Origin of the sequence: Burkholderia sp. 22313 (assembly GCF_052045245.1) — a bacterium.
Classification (GTDB): Bacteria; Pseudomonadota; Gammaproteobacteria; order Burkholderiales; family Burkholderiaceae; genus Burkholderia.
In genome coordinates this window covers 18,165-40,625 of sequence record NZ_JBQEON010000034.1, presented here as the reverse complement: position 1 = coordinate 40,625, position 22,461 = coordinate 18,165, and the positions used below count along the sequence as shown (strand labels likewise).

Genomic DNA, 22,461 nt, shown 5'->3' with positions numbered 1-22,461 from the left:
CACTAAGGTCTAATTCAACATCGCATGTTGCGGTGCGGCTCGATGTCGTCGTTCCCCGGTCCACCGGCCGGTTACCTCGCTCAACCATGCGGAGAAAAGTCATGAGTCGCCGTTCCTTCCTGAAAGCCGTCGCGGTTGCTGCCGCGCTCGGCGCCAGCATCGCGCACGCGGACACCAAGACGCTCGTCGTCGGGACCGATACGTCGTTCATGCCGTTCGAGTTCAAGCAGGGCGACAAGTACGTCGGCTTCGATCTCGACCTGTGGGCGGAGATCGCGAAGGACCAGGGCTGGAAGTACACGATCCAGCCGATGGATTTCGCGGGCCTGATTCCCGCGCTGCAAACGCAGAACATCGACGTCGCGCTGTCGGGGATGACCATCAAGGAAGAACGCAGGAAGGCGATCGACTTCTCCGCGCCGTACTACGACAGCGGGCTCGCGGCGATGGTGCAGGTCGGCAATACGTCGATCAAGTCCATCGACGACCTGAACGGCAAGGTGATCGCCGCGAAAACGGGCACCGCGACGATCGACTGGATCAAGGCGCACCTGAAGCCGAAGGAGATCCGCCAGTTCCCGAACATCGACCAGGCGTACCTCGCGCTGGAGGCCGGCCGCGTCGATGCGGCGATGCACGACACGCCGAACGTGCTGTTCTTCGTGAACAACGAAGGCAAGGGCAAGGTGAAGGTCGCGGGGCAGCCGGTGAGCGGCGACAAGTACGGGATCGGCTTCCCGAAGGGCAGCCCGCTCGTGCCGAAGGTCAACGCGTCGCTCGTGAAGATCAAGGCCGACGGCCGCTACGCGCAGATCTACAAGAAGTGGTTCGGCGCCGAGCCGCCGAAGATGTGAGCGTGACGCCACGCCATGGCGCGGCCGGGTGGCCGCGCCGGTCTTGAATCGAACGGGGAGCGACACGTGAATTTCGATTGGTCGGCGATCTGGGCGGCGTTGCCGGACCTGATGGACGGGGTCCGGTTGACGGTGTTCATCGCGTTTTTCGGGCTGGTGGGCGGGTTCGTCGTCGGGATGGTCGCGGGCATGTTCCGCGCATACGGGCCGAAGGCGATGAACGTGCTCGCGCAGGTTTATATTGAATTGATCCGCGGCACGCCGATCGTCGTGCAGGTGATGTTCCTGTACTTCGCGTTGCCGCTGCTCGCGCATATCCGCATCGACGGCCTGACGGCCGCGATCATCGCGATCACGGTGAATTCGGGCGCGTATCTTGCGGAAGTGGTGCGCGGCGCGCTGCTGTCGATTCCGAAGGGGCTGACGGAAGCCGGGCTCGCGATGGGCCTGTCGATGCCGCGCGTGCTGCTGAAGGTGGTCGGGCCGCTCGCGTTCCGGCGGCTGATTCCGCCGCTCGGCAACCAGTGCATCGTGAGCCTGAAGGACACGTCGCTGTTCATCGTGATCGGCGTCGGCGAGCTGACGCGCAAGGGACAGGAAATCATTGCCGGCAATTTCCAGGCGGTTGAAATCTGGACCGCGGTGGCCGTCATCTACCTGATGCTGACCGGCGCAATGACGCTGACGCTGCGGCTCGTCGAAAAGAGGATGCGCATCTTATGAGCATGATCGAATTCCAGAACGTGTCGAAGAGCTTCGGCCATGTACCGGTGCTGAAGCATATCGACCTGAAGATCGATGCCGGCGAGGTGGTCGTCGTGATCGGTCCGTCGGGCTCGGGCAAGTCGACGATGTTGCGCTGTATCAACGCGCTCGAGAAAATCACCGGCGGCGAGCTGCTGGTCGACGGGCAAAGCGTGCGCGGCAACGCGACGACGATCCGCAACATCCGGCTCGAGGCGGGCATGGTGTTCCAGCAGTTCAACCTGTTCCCGCAAATGACCGCGCTCGAGAACGTGATGTTCGGGCCGACGCAGGTGCGCGGCGCATCGCGCGCCGACGCGCGCGACCAGGCGATGGCGCTGCTCGACAAGGTCGGCCTCGAATCGCGCGCGAATCATTATCCGTCGGAGCTGTCGGGCGGCCAGCAGCAGCGCGTCGCGATCGCGCGGGCGCTGGCGATCCGGCCGCGGCTGATGCTGTTCGACGAGCCGACGTCGGCGCTCGATCCGGAATTGCGTCACGAAGTGCTGAAAGTGATGCAGGATCTCGCGACCGAAGGGATGACGATGATCGTCGTCACGCACGAGATCGGCTTCGCGAAACGCGTCGGCACGCGGCTGCTGTTCATGGACCAGGGCGGCATCGCCGAGGACGGCCATCCGGTCGACCTGATCGACCGGCCGCCGACACCGCGCCTGAAGGAATTTTTGAAACACGTGTCCTGAACAAAACCGACCCCTCCGACATGCCGCTTTCCCTTTCTCCCGTCATCGCCGGCACGCCGTTCGACATCGGCGTGCGTCTCGGCGAGCTTGCCCGCCCGGTGTTCGATACGTACATGCAGCAGAGCAGCGCATGGCAGGCCGTGCGCCGCTGGCGCGGCCATCCGTTCGTTGCCGCGCTGCGGCAGGCCGCGCTGGCCGCGTACCCCGATCTCGTCGCGGAACTGGACGGGATCGCGGCCGGCGTCGGCTGGCCGGCCGAGGACATCTTCCTGTGGAATTGCCGCGGCGAACTGATCCACAACGCGCCGGACGGCTGCACGACGCTCGCCGCGCGCGGCGCCGACGGCACGCGCTGGATCGCGCACAACGAGGACGGCGATCCGTACCTGCGCGAGCGCTGCCTGCTGGTCGACGTGCAGCCGCAGGGGAAGCCCGGCTTCATCAGCTTCTATTACCCGGGCTCGCTGCCGGGGCATACGTTCGCCGCGAACCGTGCGGGCATTGCGCAGGCGATCAACAACCTGCGAATCCGCACGCCGGCGCCCGGCGTGCCGCGGATGATCCTCGCGCGGGCGGTGCTCGACGCGACGTCGCTCGATGCCGCGGCCGACGTGCTGCGCACCCATGCGCGCGCGAGCGGCTTTCACCACACGCTCGGCGCGACCGGCGACACGCGGCTGCTGAGCATCGAGGCGAGCGTCGCACGCTGTTCGGTCGTCGACGTCACGCATCTCGGCGGCCACGCGAATCATCTCGTGCATCCGGGGTGCGACGCGGAAGCGCAGATCGTCACGCAATCGTCCGGCGATCGCCAGCGGCGCGTCGATGCGCTGACGCCGAACCTCGACGCGATCGACGCAGCCGCGCTGCTGCGCGTGCTCGGCGATCGCGCGCCGGAAGGGCTGCCGATCTATCGCGACGATCCGGCCGACCCCGACGACGAAAACACGCTGGCGACCGCGGTGTTCGCCATCCGCGACACCGCGATCGACTTCACCCTTCACCAGCACGGCACGCAGCGCTTCGCGACGCGCATCGTGCCGTCCGCGCACGCGCCCCGCGCGTCCTGACCATGAGGCAACGCATGACGACCGTTTTCCATCGCGCTCCGCGCGCCACCTTGCCCGTCGCCGTCGCAGGCGACGGCATCGAGATCATCGATTCGACCGGCAAACGCTATATCGACGCATGCGGCGGCGCGGCCGTGTCGTGTCTCGGCCACAGCAACCAGCGCGTGATCGACGCGATCAAGCGGCAGGCGCAGCAACTGCCGTACGCGCATACGTCGTTCTTCACGACCGAAGTGGCCGAGGAACTGGCCGACCGGCTCGTCGATGCCGCGCCGGCCGGGCTCGAACACGTGTATTTCGTGTCGGGCGGCTCCGAGGCGATCGAAGCCGCGCTGAAGCTTGCGCGCCAGTATTTCGTCGAAAAGGGCGAACCGCAGCGCCGCCATTTCATCGCGCGCCGCCAGAGCTATCACGGCAACACGCTCGGCGCGCTCGCGATCGGCGGCAACGCCTGGCGGCGCGAGCCGTTCCTGCCGCTGCTGATCGAAGCGCACCATGTGAGCCCGTGCTACGCGTATCGCGACCAGGCGGCAGGAGAAACCGACGAAGCGTATGCGCAGCGCCTGGCCGACGAGCTCGAGCAGAAGATCGTCGAGCTCGGCGCGGAAAACGTCGCGGCGTTCGTGGCGGAAACGGTGGTCGGCGCGACGGCCGGCGCGGTGCCGCCGGTGCGCACCTATCTGAAGAAGATTCGTGCGGTGTGCGACAAGTACGGCGTGTTGCTGATCCTCGACGAAATCATGTCGGGGATGGGGCGCACCGGTTATCTGTTCGCGTGCGACGAAGACGGCGTTGCGCCCGATCTGCTGACGATCGCGAAGGGGCTCGGCGCGGGCTACCAGCCGATCGGCGCGACGCTGGTGAGTGACCGCATCTACCGCACGATCGTCGACGGCTCGGGCTTCTTCCAGCACGGCCATACGTATCTCGGTCATGCAACCGCCTGCGCGGCCGCACTCGAAGTGCAGCGCGTGATCGCCGAAGAGAAGCTGCTCGACAACGTGAAGGCGCGCGGCGAGCAGTTGCGTGCGTCGTTGCGCGCGCATTACGGTGCGCATCCGCATGTCGGCGACGTGCGCGGCCGCGGGCTGTTCGTCGGCGTCGAGCTGGTGCGCGATCGCGACAGCAAGGCGACGTTCGATCCCGCGCGGAAGCTGCATGCGGCAGTCAAGCGCGAGGCGATGCAGCGCGGCCTGATGGTGTATCCGATGGGCGGCACGATCGACGGCGTGCACGGCGATCACATCCTGGTCGCGCCGCCGTTCGTCTGCACTGCGCAGCAGATCGACACGATCGTCGAGCGGCTGTCCGGCGCGATCGACGCGGCACTCGCGTCGGCCGGTGCGTGAACCCCGACCTCACCGAATCCCCACCATGACAGACCGACTGCCTCCTTTCGACCCCGCCACGGCCACCGACGAGCAGAAGGCCGTGCTCGCCGACATCCTCAGCGGCCCGCGCGGCAACCTGAACGGGCCGTTCCTCGGCTGGATCGCGAGCCCCGAGCTCGCGCAGCACGCGCAGCGGCTCGGCGCGTTCTGCCGCTATCGCACGGGTTTGCCGCTGCGCCTGTCGGAGCTCGCGATTCTCGTGACCGCCGCGCGCTGGCGCTCGCAGGCCGAGTGGCACATCCACCATCCGATCGCGCTCGACGCGGGCGTGCCGGCCGCGACGGCCGATGCGATCCGGCGCGGTGTCGAGCCGGCGTTCGAATCGGACGACGATGCGCTGATCCATGCGTTCGCCACCGAGCTATACGACACGCGTCGCGTGAGCGATGCGACGTTCGCGCGCGCGCAGGCGCGGTTCGGCCACGAGACGGTCGTGAACCTCGTCGCGCTGCTCGGCTATTACGCGCTCGTCGCGATGACGCTCAACACGTTCGGTATGCGCGCGGACGGCCAAACGGATTTGCCGTTTCCCGAATAATTGCCGCATGCGCGTGCGGTGGCGGCATGCCGGCCGCGCGTTCCGATTGCTCAAAAAAGCCCTTGCACAAGGGCTTTCTGCGTTTCGGCGCGCATCGGTCCACCGCGCCGGCAAGCGGCTGCAGGCGTGGAATCGCGGCGTATTGAACCGTCTGACGATAGCGTGGCGCGATGTCATGCGGCCCCGGGCGAACTGGGGTCGTCATCAATGCAACCAAATGTATTCGTGCGGGATCGAGCGCGAACGCACGCGTATGATGGCTTGTTCACGTCGATAAGATCGGTGAGCAAGCATGACTAGTACTCGTAAAACCTTGATGATCGCCGGCGGCCTGCTGGTTGCCGCGGCCGGCACCGGCTACGTGATGCTCCTGCGTGCGGACCACCGCGCGATCGCGGAAGCCGGTATCGGCGATTCCGCCACCCCTGCGGCCGCCACCCCTGCGGCCGCCATCACGGCGGCAAACGACGGCCATACCGCGCAAGGCGCGATCGCGCCGCCCGCGGCGGTCGGCGTCCCGTCCGCGCATGTGGACGACGCCGTGCCGCAACAAGCGGCCGTGCCGCCGCCCGCCGCGGCGCCTGCACGCACGAGTGCGGCGCCCCCGTCCACCGCCGTTGCGCCGGTCATCGCCGCGCAAGCGCCACCGGCGAAGCCGGCTGCGCCGCCGCCGACCGTCCACGTCGTGACGGTCGAGCCGGAAGATTCGACCCCGCCGAAGCGCCAGCCCGCACCGCCGGTGCAAGCGCCGGCGCCAGCGCCCGTGCAAGCGGCGCAACCGGCGCGATCCGCACCGCCGGTCCAGGCGGCGCAGGCGAGTCGGCCGAGCCAGCAGGCGTATCAGCCGCCGCAACACGCGGCACGCAAGCGCGACGGGCTCGAGCGGCATGCTGCCGCGGCGCCCGCGATGAAATCCGAAACGCCCGAAACCGCTGAACTCGTGCGCGAATCGGCGAAGCTCGATCCGTCGTTGCCGCCGCCGCAGTATGTCGCGACGCCGAGTGCCGATCGGTCGCACGCGTCGGGCGGGGCGAATCCGGTGGCCGCCGCGATGACCGACCAGCTCGTCAGGCAGTCGAGCAGCTTCAAGGCGCCTGCACCGGCGAACACCGGTCCGGCCGTCGCCCAGTGAGCAGGTGGGCGCCGCGCTCGCGCGGCGCCGCTCGACGTTGGATGAAAAAGGACCCCGCACGCCGACCAGGGCATGCGGGGCCAAGAGAGACGAACCGGTGCGGTGCGTCGCGCGTTACGCGGCGATCGCTTCTTCGGCCTGCGGCGCGTCGGCCGTAGCCGGCGTCGTGTCTTGCCGGATCAGGTGATCGAACGCGCCGAGCGATGCCTTCGCGCCTTCGCCGACCGCGATCACGATCTGCTTGAACGGTACCGTCGTCACGTCGCCGGCCGCGAACACGCCCGGCACCGACGTTGCGCCACGCGCATCGACGACGATCTCGCCGTGCTTCGACAGTTCGATCGTGCCCTTCAGCCATTCGGTGTTCGGTACGAGGCCGATCTGCACGAACACGCCTTCGAGATCCACGCGCTTCGTTTCGCCTGAGCGCAGATCCTTGTAGACGAGCCCGTTCAGCTTGCTGCCGTCGCCGGTCAGCTCGGTCGTCTGTGCCTGCGTGACGATCGTCACGTTCGACAGGCTGCGCAGCTTGCGCTGCAGCACCTCATCCGCACGCAGCTGTGCGCCGTATTCGATCAGCGTGACGGCCTTCACGATGCCGGCCAGGTCGATCGCGGCCTCGACGCCCGAGTTGCCGCCGCCGACCACCGCGACGCGCTTGCCCTTGAACAGCGGGCCGTCGCAGTGCGGGCAGTACGCGACACCGCGGTTGCGGTATTCGCGCTCGCCCGGCACGTTGATTTCGCGCCAGCGCGCGCCGGTCGCGAGGATGATCGTCTTCGCCTTCAGCACCGCGCCGTTCGCGAGACGGATCTGGTGCACGTCGCCCGGAATCAGCGCGTCGGCGCGCTGCACGTCCATGATGTCGACGTCGTACTGCTTCACGTGCTGCTCGAGTGCGACCGCGAACTTCGGCCCTTCGGTTTCCTGCACCGACACGAAGTTCTCGATCGCCATCGTGTCGAGCACCTGGCCGCCGAAACGTTCGGCGACGACGCCCGTCGCGATCCCCTTGCGCGCCGAGTAGATGGCCGCTGCCGCGCCCGCCGGGCCGCCGCCGACGATCAGCGTGTCGAACACCGGCTTGTTCCCGAGCGACTTCGCGGCACGGGCGCTCGCGCCCGTATCGAGCTTCGCGAGAATTTCCTTCACGCTGCTGCGGCCCTGGCCGAACGATGCGCCGTTCAGGAACATCGTCGGCACGGCCATGATCTGGCGCGACTCGACTTCGTTCTGGAACAGCGCGCCGTCGATCGCGACGTGGCGGATGCGCGGGTTGATCAGCGACATCACGTTCAGCGCCTGCACGACTTCCGGGCAGTTCTGGCACGACAGCGAGAAATACGTTTCGAACGCGTAGTCGCCGTCGAGCGCGCGGATCTGTTCGATCACGTCGTCGTCGAGCTTGACCGGATGGCCGCCCGTCTGCAGCAGCGCGAGCACGAGCGACGTGAATTCATGGCCCATCGGAATGCCGGCGAAGCGGATGCCGGCCGGCTTGCCGGGTTCGCCGATCGAGAACGACGGCTTGCGCTCGGCGTCGTCGCGGCGTTCGGTCACGGTTACGCGCGACGTCAGCGACGCAATCTCGTTCAGCAGCGCAAGCAGTTCCTGCGATTTCGCGCTGTCGTCGAGCGACGCGACGAGTTCGATCGGGCGCGTGATCTTTTCGAGGTACGCTTTCAGTTGGTTCTTGAGATTGGCGTCGAGCATGGCGTTTCGGATTCCGTATTGATTGGGCTGCTCGGGCACGTCGTGCCGGAGGAGGGCGCGGGCCGCGCGAGGCGGCGGCCCGGCTGGGTGCGGGTCGCGCGCCTCGGGCGAGGCGCGCCGGGCGACCCTTAGATCTTGCCGATCAGGTCGAGCGACGGGGTCAGCGTTTCCGCACCCGGCGTCCACTTGGCCGGACACACTTCACCCGGATGTGCCGCGATGTATTGCGCAGCCTGCACCTTGCGCAGCAGTTCGCCGGCGTCGCGGCCGATGCCGTTGTCGTGGATTTCGCACAGCTTGATCTCGCCTTCCGGGTTGATCACGAACGTGCCGCGCAGCGCCATCCCTTCTTCCTCGATCAGCACGTCGAAGTTGCGCGACAGCGTGAGCGTCGGATCGCCGATCATCGGGTACTTGATCTTGCCGATCGTGTCCGACGTGTCGTGCCATGCCTTGTGCGTGAAGTGCGTATCGGTCGACACGCCGTAGATTTCGACACCCAGCTTCTGGAATTCCGCGTAGCGGTCGGCGAGGTCGCCCAGTTCGGTCGGGCAGACGAACGTGAAGTCGGCCGGGTAGAACACGACGACGGACCACTTGCCCTTGAAGTTCTCTTCGGACACGGGCACGAAATCGCCGTTGTGGTATGCGGTTGCCTTGAACGGTTTGATTTGGGTGTTGATGATCGGCATCTTGCGAGTTCCTTTGCTTGGGGTGTTGATGAAGTGTTCCCAGTATCCGGGTTCACCCGGGGTTTGTGAAATTGCTTGTTTCAATGCGCGGCATCGGGAATTTCTATCTGCGTCCGGCCCCGTTACCTTCGACCGCGTCGTTGATCCGCTCGCGACCGGGCCGGGCGACTCTCGGGCGGATGGCACCGCGGCCCAGGGTCGACTTCATGCATCGCGTGATTCGATTGACGTGCGTGCTCGCAAGCGCGCGCTCGCGATGCTGGCGCGGCAGGATGCGGGCGTTGCGGTGCATGAGCGGCACGGGAATTCCGGCCGCCGCGCGTGCGTTGCGCGAGCCGCCGTTCGCATGGATCGGCAGCACGCACGACGGGCGCGCACGACGCTCGGCCATGCGGCCGCGCGCGAATCGGAGAAGGTGGTGCGAGGTGCCGCGGCGGCGGAATGGGTGGAGCGCCGCCATGGCTGGCGGCCCCCGTTCGTACTAGCGCTGATAGGGTGCCCGGACGCCGGGTTCGGTGACCGGAAAATCCTTCGTGTTGCGCGACACGAGCAGCAGGCCGTTCACTTGCGCGGAGGCCCAGACGATCGCGTCGGGCAACCGAATGCGGCGTTCCTTGCGAATCGTTACAGCGCGATTGGCGACCATGCTGTCGAGCGGAATGATGTCGAACGACGACAGCCACGCGCGGATTGCCGCGTCGTCGCCGGCCGTTGCGCCGACCAGGACTTCCATCCAGGTCACCATGCTGATCGCGCGATACTCGTAGCGGGCAAGCTCCGCGCGCGCGGCCTCCACGCCGCCGAGATAGTCGATCAGGATGTTGGTGTCGAAGAGGGCATTTACCATTCCGCGCGCAGCGCCTCCTGATAGGCGAGCCCGTCGAGCGCGCGCGCCTTCCAGAGCCCGAACACGGGATCGGCAGGCGGCGGCCGGTGCAGTGCGAGACGAACATCGGCCGGAATCGGGCGGCCCGAATGCCCGGCGACGCGGTGGGGGTCGATAAGTGCTTTTACCATTCTGAGCGCAGTGCCTCCTGATAGGTGAGCCCGTCGACCGCGCGATCCTTCCACAGGCCGAACACGTTGTCGGCATGCGATCGCTTGTGCTGCGCGATATACGCGTCGATCGCATCGCGAATGATCGCGGCGCGAGGGCGTTGCTCAGTCTCGACGATGGCGGCCAGTTCGTCGAGCTGGCCGTTCGACAGGTCAATCAGGATACGGCTCATCGCAACCTCCGATATATGATATGCATATCATATATATTCATGCGGGCGCCCGCAAGGCACCGGCATGGCCGTCAGGCTGGACGGCCCGCGGGCCGCTGCCGCCCGCGGCTCACGCAGCCATCCGTCTCAGCCATTCCGCGAGCCGTCTCGCGCCGTCCGGCGTGTCGGCGTCCTCGCGCGTGCACAGGTAGTAATCGCGCCCGTCGTCGAGCGCGTGGTCGAACAGCTTCACGAGCTCGCCGCGTGCCAGTTCGCGCTCGACCAGCGGCGCGCGCAGCAAGGCCGCGCCGAGATCCGCGCGCGCCGCGCTCAGCGTCAGTTGCCCGTCCTCGAACATCGGCCCGACCGCATGCGACACGTGCCGCACGCCGGCGCCCTGCAGCCAGTTGACCCACGTGCTGCGATCCTCGTCGTGCACGAGCGGCGCCTGCGCGAGATCGGCCGGCGTGCGGAAGGGGCCGTGACGCTTCAGGAACGACGGGCTGCACATCGGCACCATCGCGCCCGGCAGCAGCCGCTCGCAGCGATAGCCGGGCCAGTCGCCGGTGCCGAAGCGGATCGACAGGTCCGATGCGTCGCTTCGGTAGTTGCGGTGATGCGCGTACAGCACGGTGACGTCGACGTCGGTGTTGTCGGCGAGGAACGCGTGCAGCCGCGGAATGAACCAGCCGATGCCGAGCAGCGGAATCAGGCTGATCGTGATCTGCCGCAGCGACGACCGGTCGCGCACGAAGCGCGTCGCGCTGCGCAGCACCGAGAACGCCGCGCTGATCGAGCGGTAGTAGTCGCGCCCCTCGTCGGTGAGCGCGAGCAGCCGGCCTTCGCGCACGGTCAGCGGCGTCTGGATGAACGCTTCGAGCAGCTGCAGCTGATGGCTGACCGCGGATGGCGTGATGTCGAGCTCGTGCGCGGCCGCGGTGACCGACCCGAGACGCGCGAATGCCTCGAACGCGCGAACGGCGCGCAGCGGCGGATCGTGCGGCAATTGTTCGATATTTTTCATGTATCGAATTTTATCGAAAAATCAGGGTAAGCGACAACATGAAAATATCCTGTATTTACAGATAATTACGTTATTGTGCCGGGAATGGTATAAGCATCAAACAATTGAGTATTTGGGGTGTGAGTGTCGAATCTTTAATATTTTTCATGTTTGGCTCCGAATCCCACGATCCCTGCACATGAAAATCGCTTTCCTTCCCGCCCGTCTCGCATTCTCCGCGGCCGCGCTGATCGCCGCCGTTCCCGCCCTTGCACAGTCCGCGCCGCAGACGATCCTGATCGGTCTCGCCGCGCCGCTTACCGGCCCGTCCGCGCGGATCGGCAAGGATCTGCAGAACGGCGCGCAGCTCGCGATCGACGACGCGAACGCGAAGCATCCGAGCATCGGCGGCAAGCCGGTCGTCTACAAGCTCGTCGCGGCCGACGATCAATCCGATCCGCGCACGGCCGTCGCGGTCGCGCAGCAACTCGTCGACCAGCACGTGATCGGCGTCGTCGGTCACTGGAACACCGGCTGCAGCGTGCCGGCGTCGCGCGTCTACCGCGATGCGGGCATTCCGCAGATCGCGCCGGCCTCCACCGGCCACCAATACACGCAGCAGGGCTACGCAACGGCGTTCCGCATCATGGGTCACGACGATGCGGGCGGCACCTTCACCGGCGCCTATGCGGTGAAAACGCTGAAGGCGAAGCGCATCGCGGTGATCGACGATCGCACGTCGTTCGGCGCGGGGCTGGCCGACCAGTTCATCAAGGGCGTGCAGGCGAATGGCGGCGCGATCGTCGATCGCCAGTACGTGAACGACAAGACGACCGACTTCAGCGGCGTGCTGACCGCGATCAAGGGCAAGCGCGCGGATCTCGTGTTCTTCGGCGGGCTCGACGCGCAGGCCGCGCCGATCGCGCGCCGGATGCGCCAGCTCGGCGTGAATGCGCCGCTGCTCGGCGCGGGCGGTTTCGTGAGCCAGACCTTCCTGTCGCTCGCGGGCAAGGACGGCGACGGCGTCACCGCGCTCGAGCCGGGCCTGCCGCTCGACCGGATGCCGGGCGGCAAGGCGTTCGACACGCAATACCGCGCACGCTTTCACGCGCCGATCGAGCTGCACGCGCCGTTCGCGTACGACGCGGCCGCCACGCTGATCGCGGCCGCGCAGAAGGCCGGCACGACGCAGCCGGCGAAGCTGGTCGCGGCCGTGCGCGCGATCGACCGGTCCGGCGTGACCGGCCGGATCGCGTTCGATCAGGAAGGCAACCTGAAGGACCCGGCATTCACGATCTACCAGGTGCGCGGCGGCAAGTGGACCGTCGTCGACGTGCTCGGCGGCGCGCGCCCCGCAACGAAATGACGACGGAGACGAACCCCATGACCGATACGACTCATGCCGCCGCGGCGGCACCCGAGGACACGCGCCTCGGCATCCTCGCGCGGCGCCGCATCGAAGCGGAAATCATCAAGCCGATCTACGAGATCATGAAGCGCGAATTCGGTACCGAGCGCGCGCAGGCCGTGATCGCGGAAGCCGTGCGCGGCGCGGCCGTCGACGCGGGCCGCACGTTCGCCGCGCAGGAGCCCGGCGGCACCAGCGTGCAATCGTTCATCGCGCTGCAGGTGCTGTGGGAGAAGGACGATGCGCTCGACGTCGAGGTGCGGCGTGCGGACGACGCCCACTACGACTACGACGTGCATCGTTGCAGCTATGCGGAGATGTATCACGCGATGGGGCTCGGCGAGATCGGGCACCTGCTGAGCTGCGCGCGCGACAGCTATTTCATCCAGGGCTATGCGCCGGACATCGCGCTCACGCGCACCAGCACGATCATGCAGGGCGGCAAGCGCTGCGATTTCCGCTATGCGCTGCAGACGACGCCGCGCGACAACGCACCGGAGGCCGGCAATGCGTGACGACCTTGCGCGCGCACCGCGCGTCGATGGTGCGCGCCTGTGGGCGTCGCTCGAGCGGATGGCGCAGATCGGCGCGACGCCGAAGGGTGGCGTCTGCCGTCTCGCGCTGACCGACCTCGATCGCGAGTCGCGCGACCTGTTCGTGCGGTGGGCGCGCGACGCCGGCTGCACGGTGCGGGTGGATCGAATGGGCAACGTGTTCGCGCGCCGCGCGGGCCGCAACCCCGCCGCCGCGCCGGTGCTGACGGGCTCGCACGCCGATTCGCAGCCGACGGGCGGCCGCTACGACGGCATCTACGGCGTGCTCGGCGGGCTCGAAGTCGTGCGCGCGCTGAACGATGCGGGCATCGAGACCGAGCGCCCGATCGACGTCGTGATCTGGACCAACGAGGAAGGCTCGCGCTTCGCGCCGGCGATGATCTCGGCCGGCGTGTTCTCCGGCGTCTATCCGCTCGAATACGGACTGTCGCGCACCGACGGCGCGGGCAAGACGATCGGCGAGGAACTTGCGCGGATCGGCTACGCCGGCACCGAGCCCGTTGGCGGCTACCCGGTGCATGCGGCCTACGAACTGCATATCGAGCAGGGCGCGATTCTCGAACGCGCGGGCAGGACGATCGGTGTCGTGACGGCCGGGCAGGGGCAGCGCTGGTACGAGGTGACGTTGACGGGCGTCGACGCGCATGCGGGCACGACGCCGATGGAGTTCCGGCGCGACACGCTGGTGGGCGCCGCGCGGATGATCGAATTCGTCGATGCGCTCGGCCGCCGCCATGCGCCGCACGCGCGCGCGACGGTCGGGATGATCGAGGCGCGGCCGAATTCGCGCAACACGGTGCCGGGCAGCTGTTTCTTCACGGTCGAATTCCGCCATCCCGCCGATGCGGTGCTTGACGAACTCGATGCGGCGCTGCGTGCGGAACTGGCGCGCGTGGCGGCCGATGCCGGCCTCGGCGCACGGATCGAGCAGATCTTCACGTATCCGCCGGTGCCGTTCGCGCCGCGCTGCATCGACGCGGTGCGCGATGCCGCGCAGGCGCTCGGGCTGTCGCACATGGACATCGTGTCCGGGGCGGGCCACGACGCGTGCTATGTCGCGCGCGTCGCGCCGACCGGCATGATCTTCGTGCCGTGCGTCGACGGGCTGAGCCACAACGAGGCCGAGGCGATCACGCCGGAATGGTCGGCGGCGGGCGCCGACGTGCTGCTGCGCGCGGTGCTGCAAAGCGCGCAGGAACCTGGCGCCTGACGAACGCGTGTCGCGGGGCCCTAGTTGCCGCCCTTGCGCCGCGCCATGTACGCGAGGTAAGCGACGATCTGGTCGAGTTCCCGGTCGCTCAGCTGATCGGGCGGGAACGCCGGCATCACGCGGCCCGGCCAGTCACGTACCGACGCCGGATTGCGGATGTAGCGGCGCAGCGCGGCAGGCTGGAAGTAGTCGACCGGATTCATCGGCGTGTTCAGGTCGGGGCCGGCCTGGCTGCTGCCCGCGCCGTCGATGCGGTGACACGCGAGGCATTGCGTGACGAACAGCCGCTGGCCCGCGCGGGCCGGATCGTTCGCCGGCCGCGCCGGATCGACGGCGAGCGACGGCCAGCGCGCGAGCGGCGACGACTCGATCGTGATGCGCACGATCTGGTACGGCCACTGCTCGCCGCGCACCGACGACGCGTCCGGCCCGAGCCACACGAGATAGAACGGCCCCGCGCCGACCTGTTTGCCCGGCAGCTTCGGCCACGGGTGGGCCGGGTCCTCGATCGCGAGCCACGCAACGGCGCCGGCCGGCGCGCGGCGGCGCGCGAGCGCCAGCGGCAGTTGCGCGGCGAAACCGTCGGCCGCGCGCGTTTCGAGCACGCCGTCCGCCGGCAGCGGCGTGTCGCCGAGCAGCGCGGCGAACGGCACCGCGCGGAACGTCATCGGCCGGCCGTACGCGATGTCGCGCGGCACGTGGATGTCGGTTGCGTCGGGCCGCGCGAGCAGCGCGTCGCGCGTGAGCACGCGCGGCGTGCCGTCGGTGTCGAGTTCGAGCGAGCCCTGCGCGCACGCACGCGTCGCGATCAGGCACACCGTCACCAGCAACAGCGAAAACCACTGGCGCTTCAGCATTCGTTCTCCATGGAAGGGCATGCCGGCGGCGGTCGAGGAGGCGAGCGCCGAGGCCGATGGAAGGAATCGGGCGACAGTCTATCCGGTACGCGCCGCGCTGGCGACTTCGGTGCGGAAGCCGGGTAGCGGCGGATAGCGGCGGATAGCGGGGAGCGGCGGGGAGCCGGCGGCCTGACGCAGCGGGACCGGCGAACCGGCCGCCGGATGCGTGTGCGGGCATCGCGCCGCGCGACCGGGGGTGGCGGCGCAGCGGTGCTAGCGCATGGATCGGCCGTGCCGAGCCGGATCGACGCGCCAGGTCGCCGTCAATGCGTCGGACACTGCGCGTCGTCCTTCGGCAAAGGCGTGTCGCGGGCCGGGTCGAAATCGGCTTCGCGCGTTCCGGACGGCGTCAGCGATACGAAATGCATCGTCCCGCCGCGTGCCGGGAATCCGGCGATACCGGTCGAGCCCCACGGAATCGGCGAGCGCTGGACGCCGCTCACCGACATGCCCGTCGGTGACAGCGAGAGTGTCAGAAGCCGTCCGTCGCGGGTCGGCACATACGCATGCGTGCCGTCGACGCCGATCCCGGACTCGCGCACCGACGCCGGCAGGCAGTCGAGCGTCGCGGCGCGACGGCCGGCCGGATCGATCAGCATCGCGATGCCGCGATTGTCCGCCGTCGTCGTGACGACGATGAAGCGGTCGATCGCCGGCACGTAAGCCGACGAGTACACGTAATACTGGATCGCGTCGTTCAGCGGCCCGAGCCGCTCCAGCTTCGCGGTGACCGGATCGAACATCGCGTATTCGAGCGTCGCGTCGGTGCTGCCCTCGATGTATTTCTGCCAGACCAGCAGCGCACGGTGCGGCGAGCCGGCAATCACGGGCCACCACTCGCGACGGTGCGACGCGACGGGCACATGGTTCAGCACGCGGCCTTCGGCGTTGTAGGTTTTCACATAGACGCCGTTGCCGGTGCCGAGGTTGTCGACGCCGCCGCCGTCGATCCAGTCCGCGGAATAGAACACGACGAAGCGCTCGCCGACCGCGGCCACGTGCCCCGAGTGGCCGCCCGCTTCGACGTCGTTCGGGTAGGGCTTGACCGGCTTCAGGTTGCGTCGATACACGCCGTATCGCTGGCTGACTTCCTGCGGCGTGTTCCAGCCGTCCTCGAACGTGACGAAGATGTCGCCGCGCCCGTTCTGCGCGATCGAGACGGGTTCCTGCGCCTCGGGCCGGGTGATGAACGTGCGGACGTGCGTCAGTCCGGGTTGGCCGGACTGCCATTCGCCCACGTACACGTCATGCGGCCAGCTGCCGTTGCGCATCGCGCCGCGTGGCGGGATGCCCGAGCTGCTGAAGAACACCCAGCGCCGGCCGGCGCCGGCTTCGGCTACGCCGATGCCGTGCATGAAGCGGCGCGGATCGCCGGCGTCCTTCTGCCTGGCGGGTGGCTCGGCGGGCGCGTCGATCGTGACCGTGTGCACGACCGGCGTGCCGGAGGGCGCGGCGTCGCAGCCGGCGCCGCAGCACACCCAGAAGATCGCGGCCGCGGCCAGCTGCGCGGCGACGCGCGGGGCCGCGCGCTGCCGTGCCGGGCGCGGCAACCCGAACGACGGTGCCATCATTCGACCGTGACCGATTTCGCGAGATTGCGCGGCTTGTCGACGTCGGCGCCGCGCGCGCAGCCCACGTGATACGCGAGCAGCTGCAACGCGATCACGTTGACGATCGGCGACAGCGCATCGCCCGATTCGCGCACGCGGATCAGGTGCGTGTCGCGGTCGGCATCGATCTCGAGCTGATGGCCCGCGAGCACGTAAAGCCGCCCGCCGCGCGCGCGCACCTCGGCCATGTTGGACTTCAGCTTCTGGAACAGGCGGTCGTCCGGCGCGATCGTGACGACCGGCATCGCGCTCGTCACGAGTGCGAGCGGCCCATGCTTCAGTTCGCCGGCCGGATAGCCTTCCGCGTGGATGTACGACACTTCCTTGAGCTTCAGCGCGCCTTCCAGCGCAATCGGATAGTGAATGCCGCGCCCGAGGAACAGCGCGTTCTCGGTGCGCGCGAACTTCGTGGCCCAGCCCATGATCTGTGTTTCCAGCGCGAGTGCGTGGCCGATGCGCTCCGGCAGTTCGTGCAGCTTCTTCAGGTGCATCGCGACCTGTGCCGCATCGAGCCGGCCGCGCTGCTGCGCGAGCGTCAGCGTCAGCAGGAACAGCGCGACGAGCTGCGTCGTGAATGCCTTGGTCGACGCGACGCCGAGTTCGATGCCGGCGCGCGTCAGGAAGCAGAGCGGCGCGGCGCGCGCGATCGAGCTGGTCGCCACGTTGCAGACTGCCATCGACAGGTCCTGGCCCATCCCGCGCGCGCGTTCGATCGCGCCGATCGTATCGGCGGTCTCGCCGGACTGCGAAATGCCGACCACCAGCGTGCGCGGATCGGGCACGGTATCGCGGTAGCGGTATTCGCTCGCGATCTCGACCTGCGCGGGGATGCCCGCGATGCCCTCGAGCCAGTACTTCGCGGTCAGGCCCGCGTAATAGCTGGTGCCGCAGCCGAGCAGCAGCACGCTTTTCGTCTTCGACAGCAACGCACGCGTGCTTTCGCTGCCGCCGAACAGCGCCGGCGAGATCGTGTCGATGCCGTCGATCGTGCTGGCGATCGCCTTCGGCTGCTCGAAGATCTCCTTCTGCATGAAATGCTGGTAGGGCCCGAGCGCGGCGTCGTCGTCGCGCGCCTTGATCTCGCATAGCGGACGCCTCGCCTCGCATCCGACCGAGTCGACCACGTCGATGCGTTCCGGCGTGATCAGTGCCACGTCGCCGTCTTCCAGGTAGACGAAGCGGTTGGTCAGGTCGCCGAGCGCCGCGCAGTCGGACGCGAGATAGTTCTGGTCCGCGCCGATGCCGATCACCAGCGGCGAGCCGGCGCGCGCGGCGACCAGCCGCTGCGGTTCGCGCGCGCTCAGCACGGCGATCGCATACGCGCCATGCAGCCGCTTGACCGCTCGGACGACCGCATCGAACAGGTCGTCGCGATACACGCTGTGGATCAGGTGCGCGATCACCTCGGTGTCGGTTTCGCCGCGAAACGTGTAGCCGTGCTGCCGCAGTTCGGCGCGCAACGCATCGTGGTTCTCGATGATCCCGTTGTGCACGACCGCGATCGTGTCGCCGGACATGATCGGGTGCGCGTTCATTTCGGACGGCGCGCCGTGCGTCGCCCAGCGCGTGTGCGCGATGCATGTCTGTCCTTCGAGACCGAGCGTCAGCACGCGATCCTGCAGGTCCGCCACGCGCCGCAGCGTGCGTTCGCTGCGCAGGCTGCCGTCACGCAGCACGGCGATGCCGCACGAATCGTAGCCGCGATACTCGAGCCGGCTCAACGCATTGACCAGTTGCGGCACCTGATTCTTCAGGCCGCTTGCTCCGACGATTCCGCACATGATTCACCTCGTCTACAGGATGTTGCCGGCTGGCGCGCGACGCGCGGCAGCACGATTCAAGAAGCGGGGTTGCGTCGCGCGGCGTGCGTGCCGCGCGATGCAGCGAGTTTTCGGCGGGCTACTCGCGGGGTTGCGGCCCTGCGTGCGCGACCCACTCGATGCCCGAGATCGAGCCGTTCGCGTCGTGCGACGCGACGAGAATGCGCGTCGTGCGCCGTGCGCCGCGCCGTCGTGCGCCCGCGAGCGCGGTGGGCGGCACCGAGCGCACCTTCACGCTGGCCGAGCGCCGCAGCATCTTCGATACGCGCAACCGGTACGCGAGCGGATGCACGACGCGCCCGGCGATCAGCCACATGACGATCGTGCCGGCGATCAGCGCGATGCTCGTCACATAGAACACGATCTGCTCGATCGGCATTTCGGCCTGGTTGAACGGCAGCAGGTAGCGGTACGTGTAGATGCAGATCGATGCCCAGACACCCCCGACCAGCGCGGGCCGCACGAGGCGGAACCACGCGACGAGCACGGGTCCGACCAGGTTGCCGCGTTCGGCGATGATGTCGCGCGGTGCGCGCAGGGAAAGGTCAATAATCGGCGCGTTCTTCATGTTGAATGCCTCGGTCGGGACTGACCCAAGCGGCGCGCTTGCCGCGGCCCCGCAGTACGACGGCGGGCAGGGCGACGACGGTGGTGATCATGCTGATCAACCAGAAGGCGACGGGGTACCAGATGGTGTCAAGGAAGTACATCAGGAGTTTTTCATCGTAACGACGGTCGATCATGCTGCCGATGATCAGTTGCAGGATGCAGGTGGCGACCAGCAGCATCCCGTGCCAGTGCGGCACCACGGACACATGCCAGTTCGCCGGAAGCGGGTAGACGACGTCGATCAGCGCGAGCAGCAGGATGAACGTCATCGAATACGCCCACGCGATGCCGATCAGGTACTCGGCGAACAGCGGCCACATCATCATCTGCGTCGGCCGCATCAGCGTGCCCGCATACTTGATCAGCACCTGGATGCCGCCCTTCGACCAGCGCAGCCGCTGCCGGTAGAGCCCCTTCACCGTCTCGGGCATCAGGATCCAGCTGAGCGCGTGCGGCTCGTACACGACGCGCCAGTCGCGGCATTGCAGCTTCCAGCTGATGTCGATGTCCTCCGTCAGCATGTCCGAGCTCCAGTAGCCGACGTCGGCGAGCGCGGTCTTGCGGAACATCGTGATCACGCCCGACACCGTGAAGATGCGGCCGTACACCTGCTGCGTGCGCTTGATGAGCCCGACGATCGACGAGAATTCGCCGACCTGCATGCGGCCGAGCAGCGACGTGCGCGTGCGGATGCGCGGGTTGCCGGTGACCGCGCCGACACCCGGATCGGTCAGGAAATGCTCGAGCATCCAGCCGATCGCGTCGTGCGCGAGCAGCGCGTCGCCGTCGATGCAGAGCAGATATTCCGCATTCGATACCGCTGCCGCGGTGGTCAGCCCGACCGCCTTGCCTTCGTTGCGCGCGTGATGGATCACGAGCAGCCGCGGGATCTCGACCGCCAGCTCGTTGAGGATCTCGCCGGTGCGGTCCTTGCTGCCGTCGTTGACCGCGATGATGTCGTAGTTCGGGTAGTCCATCGCGTTCAGGTGACGGATCACGCTGCGCGCGTTCGCCGCCTCGTTGAAGCACGGCACCACGATCGAGATCTTCGGGATCCCGCTCGCCGCGATCGTGCGCGTCGACAGCTCGCGGCCTTCCTCGAGCAGGAAGTAATGGACGACGCCGCCGATCATCCACAGGTACGACATGAAGAACGGATAGTAGAAGACGAAGTCCTGCAGGCGCTGGATGATGCTGTGGGTGGTCATGGCGTCTTGGTCCCCTGCGTGTGCTGCTGCATCAGCGCGTTGATCGAGGTCGGGTCGAGGCGGGACTTCAGCGACATCACGTCGCGCATCGCGTCGAGTTCCGGCTGGCCGTTCAGGAAGTTGTCCGGGTAGTAGCCGAAATTCACCGCGCCTTCGCTGCGCAGCCGCCGCATCTGCGCGAGCAGCGTGCTGGCCGGCACCGCCTTCTGCCCGTGCCAGTCGTACGACTGCAGCTCGAACACGGTGCGCTGCAGCCCGCGCTGCTTCGCGCGCACCGCCTTCACCAGCTGGTCCAGCCAGCCATCGGGATCCTTTGCCTGCTCCATGTACGGCATCGCCATCAGCGCGACGTAGTCGTAGGTGGCGAGGAAGTCGTCGTAGTTCTGCGCGTACCAGGCCTCCGATTCGGGCTTGAGCACCGGCAACGCGAAGATGTTGCGCGCGGTCAGCACGTCGCCCATGTTCTGGTGGGCCAGCACGATCTGCTCCAGCTGCTTGGTCAGGTCGATCAGGTAGCGCGACTTCTGGCGCGTCCAGCGCTTCATCAGCTCGGGGCTCTCGCGGATCTTGCCGACGTCGCCCGGCAGTCCCCACTGCGAATACATGCGCAGCGCATGCCGGCCCGCATCCTCGTAGTCGTCGAGCACCGCGTCGTCGCTGAACAGGATCCCGCTGAACGACGCGTGCTTGCTGAGATCCTCGTAGATCTGCTGGATCATCAGCCGCGCCTCCGGATCGAACGGGCTCAGGCGGAACACGCGCGTGCCGTTCTCGCGGGGCGGCGCGCCGCCGGACGCGCTCACGGCCTCGAGCCCGCGCAGCTTGTCGGCCGGCGGCCGGAACGCGAGCACCGGCATCCACGCGTACACCTGCACGTTGGCGCGCGTGTTGAGCTGCCACGCGGCGCGCGAGAACAGGTCGGAGCGCATCGGCAGGTGCCGGTTCGGGAAATACACCGCTTCGGCCACGCCCGTGCCCTTCGGGTCCGCATACGCCTGCAGGTACACCGATTTCGGCTGCATCCGGTAGATCCGCTCGATCAGCTTGCCGAGATTCGCTTCCTGCCGCGCGGGATCGGGATCGTAGACCTGGTCGAGGTCGACCTGCACGGTGCGCTCGGGCACGTCGACGTCGCCGCGGTTGGTCGCCGGCTCGCGCATCGAGCGCTCGAACCCGCCGATGTCGACGTCGTACATCATCAGGATCCGCCGCAGCCGGTCCAGCGGCACGTCCGGCGTATTCGGGCCGGCATCGAGGCTGAACTGGATATCCATCCCGAGCGACGTCGAAATCTGGCGCACGGGCTGGTTTTCCGCGCCGTATGGCCACACCATCGAGCGTGCGACGATGCCCGTGCGTTCGCGGATCTGCTGCACGCACGTCTGCAGGTCGTCGTGCACGCGTGCGTGGAATTCGGCGTCGGTTTCATAACGCTTCTGGTCTTGCAGGTAGAGATGCGACGTGGTCGCCGGCAATTCGTTGCCTTGCGGATTCGCGACCGCGCCGTGATGGAGGTTGTGGGTGTGGCAGCCGAGCTCGACGAACGGCGACTGGCCGAGCTGCTTCACCTCGTCCCACGACAGGAAATAGTCGCGCGGCACCTGAACCTTGTCGCTGAGGCGGATCGGCGTATCCGGCGGCGTATCGATCCACGCGGTGACGAGGCCCATCACGGCCGGATACCTGAAGCGCTCGAGCAGCGGCAGCACTTTCGTGTAGTGGCTGCGGAAGCCGTCGTCGAACGTGAGGAGCACCGCGCGCGGCGGCAGCGGCTTGCCGCCGCGCCGCGACTCCTCGATCTGCTTGACCGTGATGGTGTGGTAGTTGTTGGTCTGCAACCACGAGAAGATCGCGGTCAGCGTGCCGGTATCGACCGCGAACGCGTCGACCATCGCGGAACCGGCGTTGAACGTCGCCATCAGGTTGTCACGCACGTCATGCATGCAGATCACGCGAAACGTCTTGCCGTCGGCCGGATCGGATGGCGGCAGCAGGTCGATCATCCTGGCATTGGTCACGCCCGGAAACAGCGAACAGGCGGCAAATGCGCCCATGCATCCGCACATGAAGGTCCGTCTGGATTGCAGCATTACC

23 protein-coding genes are annotated in these 22,461 nt (G+C 67.5%); 10 read left to right on the top strand and 13 right to left on the bottom strand.

Annotated features, from left to right (window positions below):
- Positions 1-101: 101 nt before the first annotated feature.
- The 7 genes from glnH (at position 102) to ACTJKF_RS24680 (ending at position 6,433) form a co-directional block, all read left to right on the top strand.
- Positions 102-854: a glutamine ABC transporter substrate-binding protein GlnH gene (gene glnH, locus ACTJKF_RS24710; RefSeq protein WP_440626927.1), complete on the top strand. Its 753-nt coding sequence runs from the start codon at positions 102-104 to the stop codon at positions 852-854.
- 15 nt (positions 855-869) lie between these two features.
- Positions 870-1,577, top strand: coding sequence for a glutamine ABC transporter permease GlnP (gene glnP, locus ACTJKF_RS24705; protein ID WP_440626925.1), 708 nt, complete (start codon positions 870-872; stop codon positions 1,575-1,577).
- Complete coding sequence (gene glnQ, locus ACTJKF_RS24700; protein WP_048246371.1) at positions 1,574-2,302, top strand: glutamine ABC transporter ATP-binding protein GlnQ; 729 nt, start codon at positions 1,574-1,576, stop codon at positions 2,300-2,302. Before glnP ends, glnQ begins: the two co-directional genes overlap by 4 nt.
- A 20-nt stretch (positions 2,303-2,322) precedes the next feature.
- On the top strand, positions 2,323-3,372 hold the full coding sequence (locus ACTJKF_RS24695; RefSeq protein ID WP_440626923.1) for a C45 family autoproteolytic acyltransferase/hydolase: 1,050 nt from the start codon (positions 2,323-2,325) through the stop codon (positions 3,370-3,372).
- Positions 3,373-3,386: 14 nt separating this feature from the next.
- Complete coding sequence (locus ACTJKF_RS24690; RefSeq protein ID WP_440626921.1) at positions 3,387-4,721, top strand: aspartate aminotransferase family protein; 1,335 nt, start codon at positions 3,387-3,389, stop codon at positions 4,719-4,721.
- A 25-nt stretch (positions 4,722-4,746) separates the two neighbouring features.
- On the top strand, positions 4,747-5,301 hold the full coding sequence (locus ACTJKF_RS24685; protein ID WP_440626919.1) for a carboxymuconolactone decarboxylase family protein: 555 nt from the start codon (positions 4,747-4,749) through the stop codon (positions 5,299-5,301).
- Between the two features lie 292 nt (positions 5,302-5,593).
- On the top strand, positions 5,594-6,433 hold the full coding sequence (locus tag ACTJKF_RS24680; protein ID WP_440626918.1) for an extensin: 840 nt from the start codon (positions 5,594-5,596) through the stop codon (positions 6,431-6,433).
- A gap of 114 nt (positions 6,434-6,547) precedes the next feature.
- Here ACTJKF_RS24680 and ahpF read toward each other — a convergent pair whose 3' ends face one another.
- From ahpF to ACTJKF_RS24645, 7 genes are all read right to left on the bottom strand, one after another.
- Positions 6,548-8,146 (bottom strand): alkyl hydroperoxide reductase subunit F, encoded by a 1,599-nt coding sequence (gene ahpF, locus ACTJKF_RS24675; protein WP_440626916.1) that lies wholly within the window; start codon positions 8,144-8,146, stop codon positions 6,548-6,550.
- 128 nt (positions 8,147-8,274) lie between these two features.
- Positions 8,275-8,838 carry an alkyl hydroperoxide reductase subunit C gene (gene ahpC, locus ACTJKF_RS24670; RefSeq protein WP_006488685.1) on the bottom strand — a complete coding sequence of 188 codons (564 nt, stop codon included), beginning with the start codon at positions 8,836-8,838 and terminating at the stop codon, positions 8,275-8,277.
- A gap of 103 nt (positions 8,839-8,941) precedes the next feature.
- On the bottom strand, positions 8,942-9,298 hold the full coding sequence (locus ACTJKF_RS24665; RefSeq protein WP_440626914.1) for a hypothetical protein: 357 nt from the start codon (positions 9,296-9,298) through the stop codon (positions 8,942-8,944).
- A gap of 21 nt (positions 9,299-9,319) precedes the next feature.
- Positions 9,320-9,685 (bottom strand): type II toxin-antitoxin system VapC family toxin, encoded by a 366-nt coding sequence (locus tag ACTJKF_RS24660; protein ID WP_440626912.1) that lies wholly within the window; start codon positions 9,683-9,685, stop codon positions 9,320-9,322.
- On the bottom strand, positions 9,679-9,855 hold the full coding sequence (locus ACTJKF_RS24655; RefSeq protein WP_440626910.1) for a hypothetical protein: 177 nt from the start codon (positions 9,853-9,855) through the stop codon (positions 9,679-9,681). Before ACTJKF_RS24655 ends, ACTJKF_RS24660 begins: the two co-directional genes overlap by 7 nt.
- Entirely contained in the window at positions 9,849-10,067 is a 219-nt protein-coding gene (locus tag ACTJKF_RS24650) for a ribbon-helix-helix protein, CopG family (RefSeq protein ID WP_096499172.1), read from the bottom strand. The genes ACTJKF_RS24655 and ACTJKF_RS24650 overlap by 7 nt, the downstream gene beginning before the upstream one ends.
- 109 nt (positions 10,068-10,176) lie before the next feature.
- A complete protein-coding gene (locus ACTJKF_RS24645) occupies positions 10,177-11,070 on the bottom strand; it encodes a LysR substrate-binding domain-containing protein (RefSeq protein WP_440626908.1) in 894 nt (297 codons plus the stop codon).
- 178 nt (positions 11,071-11,248) lie between these two features.
- Between ACTJKF_RS24645 and ACTJKF_RS24640 the strand changes: the two genes are divergently transcribed.
- Genes ACTJKF_RS24640 through ACTJKF_RS24630 form a run of 3 tightly spaced genes read left to right on the top strand, consistent with a single transcriptional unit; the run spans position 11,249 to position 14,221 of the window.
- Positions 11,249-12,415, top strand: coding sequence for a branched-chain amino acid ABC transporter substrate-binding protein (locus ACTJKF_RS24640; RefSeq protein WP_440626906.1), 1,167 nt, complete (start codon positions 11,249-11,251; stop codon positions 12,413-12,415).
- Between the two features lie 17 nt (positions 12,416-12,432).
- Positions 12,433-12,972 (top strand): L-2-amino-thiazoline-4-carboxylic acid hydrolase, encoded by a 540-nt coding sequence (locus ACTJKF_RS24635; protein WP_440626904.1) that lies wholly within the window; start codon positions 12,433-12,435, stop codon positions 12,970-12,972.
- The gene (locus ACTJKF_RS24630; protein WP_440626902.1) at positions 12,965-14,221 is read left to right on the top strand and encodes a Zn-dependent hydrolase; all 1,257 of its coding nucleotides are present in this window, start codon (positions 12,965-12,967) and stop codon (positions 14,219-14,221) included. The genes ACTJKF_RS24635 and ACTJKF_RS24630 overlap by 8 nt, the downstream gene beginning before the upstream one ends.
- Before the next feature lie 20 nt (positions 14,222-14,241).
- Here the strand turns inward: ACTJKF_RS24630 and ACTJKF_RS24625 are convergent, their stop codons facing one another.
- From ACTJKF_RS24625 to pgaB, 6 genes are all read right to left on the bottom strand, one after another.
- Positions 14,242-15,078, bottom strand: coding sequence for a c-type cytochrome (locus ACTJKF_RS24625; protein ID WP_440626901.1), 837 nt, complete (start codon positions 15,076-15,078; stop codon positions 14,242-14,244).
- A 305-nt stretch (positions 15,079-15,383) separates the two neighbouring features.
- The gene (locus ACTJKF_RS24620) at positions 15,384-16,691 is read right to left on the bottom strand and encodes a hypothetical protein (protein WP_440626900.1); all 1,308 of its coding nucleotides are present in this window, start codon (positions 16,689-16,691) and stop codon (positions 15,384-15,386) included.
- Complete coding sequence (glmS, locus tag ACTJKF_RS24615) at positions 16,688-18,511, bottom strand: glutamine--fructose-6-phosphate transaminase (isomerizing) (protein ID WP_440626898.1); 1,824 nt, start codon at positions 18,509-18,511, stop codon at positions 16,688-16,690. The genes ACTJKF_RS24620 and glmS overlap by 4 nt, the downstream gene beginning before the upstream one ends.
- A 118-nt stretch (positions 18,512-18,629) precedes the next feature.
- Complete coding sequence (locus ACTJKF_RS24610) at positions 18,630-19,118, bottom strand: Biofilm PGA synthesis auxiliary protein PgaD (RefSeq protein ID WP_440626896.1); 489 nt, start codon at positions 19,116-19,118, stop codon at positions 18,630-18,632.
- Entirely contained in the window at positions 19,096-20,367 is a 1,272-nt protein-coding gene (gene pgaC / locus ACTJKF_RS24605) for a poly-beta-1,6-N-acetyl-D-glucosamine synthase (protein ID WP_440626894.1), read from the bottom strand. Before pgaC ends, ACTJKF_RS24610 begins: the two co-directional genes overlap by 23 nt.
- Entirely contained in the window at positions 20,364-22,454 is a 2,091-nt protein-coding gene (gene pgaB / locus ACTJKF_RS24600) for a poly-beta-1,6-N-acetyl-D-glucosamine N-deacetylase PgaB (RefSeq protein ID WP_440626978.1), read from the bottom strand. Before pgaB ends, pgaC begins: the two co-directional genes overlap by 4 nt.
- Positions 22,455-22,461 lie beyond the last annotated feature (7 nt).